Annotated in this window: 4 protein-coding genes and 2 pseudogenes; 3 read left to right on the plus strand and 3 right to left on the minus strand. The window is 60.4% G+C overall.

Features of this window, described 5'->3' with window-relative positions:
- A pseudogene (locus AWB74_RS42720) lies at positions 1-732 on the plus strand (hypothetical protein); the annotation flags it as partial.
- A 217-nt stretch (positions 733-949) separates the two neighbouring features.
- On the opposite strand, the gene rpoD reads toward AWB74_RS42720, so the two are convergent.
- Complete coding sequence (gene rpoD, locus AWB74_RS42725; RefSeq protein ID WP_061152546.1) at positions 950-2995, minus strand: RNA polymerase sigma factor RpoD; 2046 nt, start codon at positions 2993-2995, stop codon at positions 950-952.
- 455 nt (positions 2996-3450) lie between these two features.
- Here rpoD and AWB74_RS42730 point away from each other — a divergent pair, with 455 nt between their 5' ends.
- Together AWB74_RS42730 and AWB74_RS42735 are read left to right on the plus strand one after the other, a co-directional pair.
- Positions 3451-3855, plus strand: coding sequence for an antitoxin Xre/MbcA/ParS toxin-binding domain-containing protein (locus AWB74_RS42730; RefSeq protein ID WP_061152547.1), 405 nt, complete (start codon positions 3451-3453; stop codon positions 3853-3855).
- The gene (locus tag AWB74_RS42735) at positions 3852-4379 is read left to right on the plus strand and encodes an RES family NAD+ phosphorylase (protein ID WP_235024925.1); all 528 of its coding nucleotides are present in this window, start codon (positions 3852-3854) and stop codon (positions 4377-4379) included. The genes AWB74_RS42730 and AWB74_RS42735 overlap by 4 nt, the downstream gene beginning before the upstream one ends.
- A gap of 477 nt (positions 4380-4856) precedes the next feature.
- On the opposite strand, the gene AWB74_RS42740 is transcribed toward AWB74_RS42735, so the two are convergent.
- Both AWB74_RS42740 and AWB74_RS42745 read right to left on the minus strand, forming a co-directional pair.
- Positions 4857-8354, minus strand: a complete 3498-nt coding sequence (locus AWB74_RS42740) for a pyruvate carboxylase (protein ID WP_061152548.1) — start codon at positions 8352-8354, stop codon at positions 4857-4859.
- A 205-nt stretch (positions 8355-8559) separates the two neighbouring features.
- A pseudogene (locus AWB74_RS42745) lies at positions 8560-8865 on the minus strand (class I poly(R)-hydroxyalkanoic acid synthase); the annotation flags it as partial.

Genomic DNA, 8865 nt, shown 5'->3' on the forward strand with positions numbered 1-8865 from the left:
GCCGACGTCGAAAGCATTCGACGCGCTAACCTTCACGTTCTGACGACCCGCAACGGATCGAAAGTAAGACTGGGTGTGGTCATGGCGTTGAGCGGGTCCAACATGGCCCATCGGCTACATGGGAAGAAGCGCATGGACGATACCGAAGCGAGCCGGTTCACCGAGCGACTCGGCTTGCCAGTCGGCTGGCTCGATACACCGCGCGCTGAAGCCGAGATCCCGGAGTCGGTGTCACGTTTGCTGACCCCTGCCGCGCGGGGTCGCGCATCCGTTCAACCCGACGAGCCAGCTGTGCTCGCAACTCAGAGCAGCGTGCCAAGGAAGCGTGCCGCAGCAAAGCCGCGCCCGGGCGCCCTTCTTCTGGGCGGTCAGGGTGATACGCAAAGCTCAAGTGTGTCGGCAAACGTGCCGAGCGAGGAAGAGACGATCGGCGTCGCCATGCAAGATCATGCCAATGATTCTCCGGGCGAGATGGGCGGTCACTCACTTGACGAAAGCGAGCAGCACGTTCCGCTCGCCTCACCGACCGCGATTGAACGGTTGTCTGCCTCCGCCCTAACCCAGCGAAAAACCGTATCGCTCCCCTCCCCTTCCGTGACTAGCGTGGACAATCTCTACGGTATCGAGCCGATCGCTGAAGCGTTGATCAAGACGCTAGCGGGCAAAGCACGCACGGGTCGGTTGGACGAGTTGAAAGCACTGGAGCTTTTGCAGCAAGCGATCTTGCTGTAACACTGAGGCTAGATACCTACAGCCATCGTGCTGTGATTCCGGGTCCGGTGAGCGGCGCTCGGCGCGAGCGACCAGTCCGCCCCCTTTTGAGCGATGATTCGGCAAGGGCGCGGGCCCTATCGGGGCCCGCGCCGCTTTCCGCCGCGGCGCTGCCCGGATATTCGAGTTGTCGAATCGATCTGGCATCGACTCGGGCTGTGACTCAATGGCCACGAACTCAGTGGTCAAGAAATTGCCGGAGCTTGTCTGCCCGACTCGGGTGCATCAGTTTTCGCATTGCCTTGCTTTCGATCTGTCGGATCCGTTCGCGCGTCACGTCGAATTGTTTGCCAAGCTCGTCGAGCGTGAAGTCGGACGGCGTATCGATGCCGAAACGCATCCGTAGTACCTTCGCTTCACGCGGCGACAGCGCATCGAGCGCCTCGTCGATCGCATCGCGCAGGTTCGCGTGCACGGCCGCGTCCGCGGGTGACGCCGCCATCGGATCTTCGATCATGTCGCCAAGCGTCGCATCCGCGTCCTCGCCCACCGGCATCTCAAGTGAGATCGGTTGCTTGGCGACCTTCAACATGGCGCGAACCTTCTCTTCGGTCGATTCCATGCGCTCCGCCAGCAATGCAGGATGCGCTTCTTGTCCGGTCTGCTGCAGAATCTCGCGCGAAATCCGATTGAGCTTGTTGATCGATTCGATCATATGCACCGGCACGCGAATCGTGCGCGCCTGATCCGCAAGCGAACGCGTCACCGCTTGACGCACCCACCATGTCGCGTAGGTGGAAAACTTCCAGCCGCGTCGATATTCGAATTTGTCCACGGCTTTCATCAGGCCGATATTGCCTTCCTGAATCAGATCCAGAAAGTGCATGCCGCGGTTCACGTACTTCTTCGCGATGGAGATCACGAGGCGCAGGTTCGCCTCGATCATCTCGCCCTTTGCCTGACGCATTTTCGACTCGGCCGCCATCATCTGCCGATTGATTTTCTTCAGTTGCTGCAGCGGCAGTCCGGCGTTGGCTTCGATCTCGATCAGTTTTTCCTGCTCCGCCTGAATCGCCGGCAAACTGCGCTCGAGCGCGGCGCCATACTTGTTTGACGCCGCGGCCACGCGTTCGGTCCAGCCAAGGTCAGTTTCATGCTTGGGAAACGACTCGATAAACTTCTGGCGCGGCATCCCGCACCGGTCAACAGCAATCTGCAAGACACGGCGCTCGATCGCGCGCACCTGCGCGACCTGCTGCTGCACGTCCGCGCACAGCCGATCGATGGTTCGCGCCGTAAAGCGAATGGGCGCCAATTCGCGCTGCATCGCCTCACATACATGTGCGAAGGCCACGATGTCCCCGCCTTGCATCGCGTCACCGCGCGGAAGTTGAGCGAACAACTCGCGCACGCGCGCAAAAATGGCAAGGCTGTCGTTCGTGAGCTGTTTCAGGCGGGCTTCATTTGCCTTTGCCGAATCCTCTTGCTCGGTCGCGCCGGATTCGTCGTCCGCTTCGTCGACCACCTCATCGCCCTCTTCGTCGCCTTTCTCCTCATTGCGGTCATTGGCATCAGCGGCGTCCGCGGTGCGCTCATCCGAATCACACAAGTCCGAGACACGCGTATCGGCCGCAGCGGCGTCGTCATTGAGACCGTCAACCAATTCGTCAATGCGCAGTTCGCCCGCCTCGATTTGATCCACACTCGAAAGGATCGCGGAGACCGTCGCCGGACAGGCCGCAATAGCCTGGATCATTTCGTGAAGGCCACCTTCAATGCGTTTCGCAATCTCCACTTCACCCGCGCGCGTCAGCAACTCCGTCCCGCCCATTTCACGCATGTACATACGCACGGGATCGGTGGTGCGGCCAAACTCAGAATCCACCGTGGCGAGGGTAACTTCCGCTTCCTCGTCAGTCTGATCGTCCGACATCGCGGCCGGCGTAGCGTCGTTCAGGAGCAGCGTCTCGGCATCCGGCGTCTGCTCATAGACCGCTACGCCCATGTCGTTGAAGGTGCTGACAATGGTTTCGATCGCAGCGGTCTGCGCGAAGTTGTCCGGCAAGTGATCGTTGATTTCTGCATGAGTCAGGTAGCCGCGCGTCTTGCCCAACTGGATCAGCGCGCGCATCTGGCGCTGCCGCTCTGCGTCTTGCGACGCTGAGGACACCGCGTCCATCGGCAGCAAGAGTGCAGCTTTGGCCTTCGGCCCACGTCGGCCTGGGGCCTTAGGCATGAATGAGGTGAGAGCAGACTTAGAAACCTCACGATCAAAACTTGTCATGCATTCTCCTTGGCAGGTGCGCTCGGCGATGGCAAGACCGGCGGCTGAGAGCTCGCGCCGGCGCGCGTCATGGACATTCAAGGGCCGAATGCGGACGTGACTTGTGGTATCGCAACGAGCGGGGACGCGGCCCGCTTACACGAGCAGGCCGGATGAAATGGTGCAATCAAGTGACAGTGCCTGTGAGCACAGCCTAGAATTATAACAGAAAATGCTGCACCGCACCAAACAAAATACGCGATTCAACTCCTCAAAGCCTCCTGCGACCAATCGGCCCAAAAAGTGCACTCATAGCGCACAAATGACAGTGTCAAAATTCTTCTCTAGCGACACGTCGCAGCGCTCCCGCCAGCGACGGCAGGCACAAGAGATCGGCAGCTGAGGCTCGGATGCAGCATGATCCAGGTGCCCGGCATTATGCTAATATTGTGCATCTTGTGTGCATTGAGCGAACCATGACTTCCGATACCAGTGCGATTCCCAGCGCGGATGCGAGCTTTGATCGTTTCATGGCCTCGCTTCGCGACCCGGACGACCCGGCGCCGATCGTCTCAGCCCGTCGCTTCGGCGAGGCCTTGCATATCGACTTGCAAACGCTGGCTCAGCAAGCCCACGTGCATCGGAACACGATTAGCCGTCAGCCTGCATCGGAGAGCGTACAACGATTTCTCCGCGACGCCCTGCGAGTCATTCGCGCGGCCACCGATATCTCCGGGGACGTCACGAAAGCGCTCTTCTGGTATCGAAACGAACCGCTGCCCGTGTTCAACTACAAGACCGCCGAGCAATTGGTATCTGAAGGTCGGGCCGACGACGTCCTCCGCTATGTTTCATCGCTCGAGGCGGGCGCAGCAGGATGATCCTCAGAGAGCTGACCGGGGTAACTGTCGATCGAATGCACGTTCCAAAGTGGGCAATCGCGCCAACAAGCGGCGCCGGCGCGGGAACGCACGGCGGGCGGGCGAACCGCATTGGCCTCAACGCGCTGTATCTGGCGTTGGACTATGCCACCGCTGTCAGGGAGTATCAGCAGTTATCGTCATTGATGCCACCTGGGACGCTCGTGAGCTACAGCCTCACGGCCGCTCCTATCGTCGACTTCACCAACGGATACGACGGCGGCAGATGGTCCTCCCTGTGGGAAGATTTCTATTGCGACTGGCGTCACTACTGGTTCAATGAGCGGATCGAGCCACCGAGTTGGATCATCGGCGATGAGGTCGTCTCGAGCGGCGCAAAGGGCATTCTTTTCAAATCCCGTCTTACGCCAGGGGGTACAAACCTCGTTTTGTACACGGGAGCACCTGGATCCGACGGACCGCCTCGGCGTCTACGATCCACAGGGCGCGCTGCCGAGAAACCAATCTTCATGGGACTGAGTTGACCAGTTGCTGCGAAAAAGCCCCCTTCTCCTTTCTCGTCAGCATCACTTTGGCACGCAGCCCCTTTGATCATTTTTTCCACGCGTACGCGCGCACGAACTGGAAAGTCGCCCCTAGTCCGCCGGAAAAGCCCAATTCCCGCTCAGCAGAGCGATGCTTCTACCTGCGGCAGGATGCGGCTGGCAGTCTCCGCTAGCAGGCAGCGCGCCTCCAGAACATGCACGGAACGACCCTTTACGTTTCAATGGTGATCGAGCGAAAAGGAATCGGTTGCCGTCCAACAACTTTGTGAAATTAGGACTACAAGCAAAAATCGATCAATTCCTTTATGTGAAGTGTTGTCTGAGATTTTTGCTTCGGTGGCTTATATCGTCGGATCTCCTTGAGCAACACATGACGATGCGCTGCCTTGCCCCCGCGGCGGCACTGGCGGAGTAAGCTCAGCGAGCCTTTCCCGACCCAGTTCATCGGTGCCGCCGTCATGCTTGCCATACGATCAGCAGGTCCTTAGCCTGGACTCGGTCTCCAGGCTTGACCAACACGCGTTCGATTACCCCCTCGCGTTCAGCCGTCATGTGGGTTTCCATCTTCATGGCCTCCAGCGATAGCAGTGTCGCCCCCGCCTGCACTTGTTGGCCAGCAACTACCGGTACCGTGACGATTGCGCCCGGCATGGGCGCGCCAACATGCAACGGGTTGCCGGGTTCTGCCGTCTCGCGCTGTGCGGAGGCGGCCACGCCGGCTCGCGCGACGCTTGTCATGCGCGACTGACCGTTCATCTCGAATTGCACCTTCGCGACGCCCTCAGCCTCTTGAATAGTCTGGAGGCTCACCAGCAGAGTCTTGCCCGCATCAATCTCCAGCGCCACTTCATCGCCCGACTTCATGCCATAGAAGAAGGTCGGAGAAGGCAGGATGGACACATCGCCGTACTTTTGCCGGTGCTGATGGAAGTCGCTGGCCACTTTCGGGTACATCAACGCGCTCGCCAGTTGTCGGTCGTCCATCTCGTCAATGGACATGCCACCCGCTTGCGCGGCGGTCCTGCGAGCTGCTTCGAGGTCTACGGGCGGTAGATGGTCGCCGGGGCGATAGGCCGCTGGGGGCTCACCCTTGAGCACTTTGCGCGACAGATCTTGCGGGAAGCCGTCCGGCGGAAATCCGAGTTCGCCCTTGAACAATGCCACCACCGACTCGGGAAAAGCTACTTCATGCGCCGGATCAGCGATTTGGGCAGGCGTAAGGTCATTGGCCACCATCATCAATGCCATGTCGCCCACTACCTTTGAGGTGGGCGTAACCTTGACAATGTCGCCGAACAGCCGATTCACGTCGGCGTAGGCTTGCGAGACCTCGGTCCAGCGGTGCTCCAGCCCCAAGCCGCGTGCCTGCTCACGCAAGTTGGTGTACTGACCACCGGGCATCTCATGGCGATAGACGTCGGCCGTGCCTGAGCGTATGTCGCTTTCGAATGGTACATAGAACCGGCGCACTCCCTCGAAGTAGGTCGACGCTTGATGTAACGCATGCTGTGACAGACCGGGGTCGCGCTCGGTCCCTTCCAGAGCTGCGGCCATCGCCGAGAGGTTGGGCTGGGCAGTGAGACCGCTCATGGCGTCCAGCGCACCGTCCACCGCATCGCAGCCGGCCTCGACGGCTGCCAACACCGAAGCGGCAGCAATTCCACTGGTGTCGTGGGTGTGAAAGTGCACGGGCAGGCCGGTTTCGTTCTTCAGTGCCTTGACCAGCGCTGCCACGGCGCGCGGGCGGCAGATGCCTGCCATGTCCTTGATAGCCAGGATATGCACGCCGGCTTGCTGCAGTTCCTTGGCAATACCGACGTAGTACTTCAGGTCGTACTTGCTCCGAGCAGGGTCGAACAGGTCGCCGGTGTAGCAGATGGCGCCCTCGCACAGCGCGCCCGACTCCAGCACGGCGTCGATCGACACGCGCATATTGCGCACCCAGTTCAACGCATCGAACACGCGGAACAGGTCTACGCCGGCTTCTGCTGCCTGCTTGACAAAGAACTGCACCACGTTGTCCGGATAGCTGGTGTAGCCTACACCGTTAGCGCCTCGCAACAGCATCTGGAACAGGATGTTGGGCACGCGTTCGCGCAGTTGGGCCAGACGCTGCCAAGGGTCTTCCTTTAAGAAGCGCATGGCCACGTCGAACGTCGCGCCGCCCCAGCATTCCAATGAGAATAGTTGCGGCAATCCGCGCGCATAGAATGGCGCAATGGGCAGCATGTCGGCCGTGCGCATGCGCGTGGCAAACAGCGACTGATGGGCATCGCGCAGGGTCGTGTCGGTCATCAGCACGGGCTTGCTGTCCAGCATCCACTGCGCAAATTTCCTCGGGCCGAGTTTCTTCAAGCCGTCGCGCGTACCACGCGGTATGGGGGTGCCCAGGTCTACACGTGGCAGCACGGGCTTGAGAAACGGTAGATCCGGCAGCTTGCGGCCCGCCATCTCGGGATTTCCATTCACGGTGACGTCGGCCATGAAGCCCAGCAGCTTGCTGCCCCTATCGCGCCGCTTAACGAATTCCAGCAGTTCGGGCGTATTGTCGATGAATCGCGTGGTCACCGTGCCTGCGGTGAAGTCCGCATGATTGATCACGTTCTCCAAGAACAGCAGGTTTGACGCTACGCCTCGGATGCGGAACTCGCGAAGCGCCCGGGTCATGCGCTGGACCGACTCCTTCGCCGTGGGCGCCCAGACCGTGACTTTGACCAGCAACGAGTCGTAGTACGGCGTGATGACGGCCCCGCCGTAGGCAGTCCCTGCATCGAGTCGGACACCAAAACCGGACGCGCTGCGGTAAACCGACAGTCGCCCGTAGTCGGGCAGAAAGCCGTTTTCGGGGTCTTCGGTGGTGATTCGACATTGCACGGCCGTGCCATTAATGCGGATTCGCTCTTGCGCGGGGACGCCGCTGGCATGGGCACTTGGTTGCTCATCTTCAGTGACGCCGATATGCCCGCCTTCGCTGATGCGCAGCTGGGCTTTAACGATGTCTACGCCGGTGATCAGCTCAGTGACGGTGTGCTCTACCTGTATTCGTGGATTGACCTCGATGAAGTAGAAATGGCCGCTGTCGGCGTCCATCAGAAACTCAACCGTGCCCGCGTGCGTGTAGTTCACGGACTGCATCAGACGCACGGCGCTCTCGCACAGAGCCTGGCGCTGGGCGTCGTCGAGATAAGGCGCGGGCGCTCGCTCTACTACCTTCTGGTTACGGCGCTGTACAGTGCAGTCCCGCTCGAATAGGTGCACGACGTTGTTGTGACGGTCGCCGAGTATCTGAACCTCGACGTGGCGCGCGCGCTCGACCAGCTTCTCGAAGTAGACCTCGTCGTTACCAAAGGCGGCCAGCGCCTCGCGTCGAGCCGCCGCTAGCGCCTCGGGCATTTCGGCTTCAGTGCGGATGATGCGCATGCCACGTCCGCCGCCACCCCAACTGGCCTTGAGCATCAAGGGGTAGCCAATGCTGGCCGCTAGGTTCTCGCACTCGTCTAGGCTCTGTGGCAAAGGTGGCGTAGCCGGCATCACCGGCACTCCGGCGGCCACGGCGGCGTTTCGAGCCGCGACCTTATTGCCTAAGGTGCGCATGACCTCGGGACGCGGGCCAATCCATTCGATACCAGCAGCAATCACGGCCTCCGCGAAGTCGGGATTCTCCGAGAGAAATCCATAACCTGGATGGATGGCATCCACTTTTGCGGCGCGGGCGATACGTAAGATGTCGTCGATATCCAGATAAGCCTGTAGCGGCTTCTTGCCTTCGCCGACGAGATAGCTTTCGTCGGACTTGAAGCGGTGCAGCGCTAGGCGGTCCTCGCGCGAGTAAATCGCGACGGTGCGAATGTCCATCTCCGAAGCGGCGCGCATCACACGGATCGCGATCTCAGAGCGGTTGGCGATCAAGACAGATTTGATCTTCCGGGAAGGATTGGCATTGAGCGGTTGCATAGTCGTACGCACAATTAGTTAGTCGTTCACGAGGCCAGAAAGGAAATTCGTTGAGTAAGAGCCAGGAGCAACGACGACCGCATCAGCGTGGATGAGCGTGGAAGGAGCCGGCTTGCGTAGCGTCCCACGGGAAGGATGAAATTCTTGCGCAAATTGATGCCCTGCACGCCGAGTCTCGCGACCTGTCGATCCAAGTCGCGACCACTCAGGCGCCCATGACCTCGGGCGGATGTTTCGCAACGTAGCGCCCCGGCGCCGGTTCGATCGGCTTATAGGTTGCGTTGCCCGGCTTTTTGGGCGCCGATATCTGCTTGCCCGAGTTCGATTGCAGCCACGCGATCCAGTGAGTCCACCAGCTTCCCGGCTGCGACTTCGCCGACTCCAGCCAGGCTTGCGCATCGCCGCCCAGCGTGCCGTCGATCCAGTAGCTGCGCTTGTTCTTCGACGCCGGATTGATCACGCCCGCGATATGACCGCTCGCACCGAGCACGAACTGCGTGTCGCCGCCGAT

The organism is Caballeronia arvi, from assembly GCF_001544695.2.
Lineage (GTDB): Bacteria > Pseudomonadota > Gammaproteobacteria > Burkholderiales > Burkholderiaceae > Caballeronia > Caballeronia arvi.

What these genes read in the sequence shown, in the direction of transcription:
- rpoD (WP_061152546.1), bottom strand. Translation starts at nt 2,995, where the DNA reads ATGACAAGTTTTGATCGTGAGGTTTCTAAGTCTGCTCTCACCTCATTC.
- AWB74_RS42730 (WP_061152547.1), top strand. Translation starts at nt 3,451, where the DNA reads ATGACTTCCGATACCAGTGCGATTCCCAGCGCGGATGCGAGCTTTGAT.
- AWB74_RS42735 (WP_235024925.1), top strand. Translation starts at nt 3,852, where the DNA reads ATGATCCTCAGAGAGCTGACCGGGGTAACTGTCGATCGAATGCACGTT.
- AWB74_RS42740 (WP_061152548.1), bottom strand. Translation starts at nt 8,354, where the DNA reads ATGCAACCGCTCAATGCCAATCCTTCCCGGAAGATCAAATCTGTCTTG.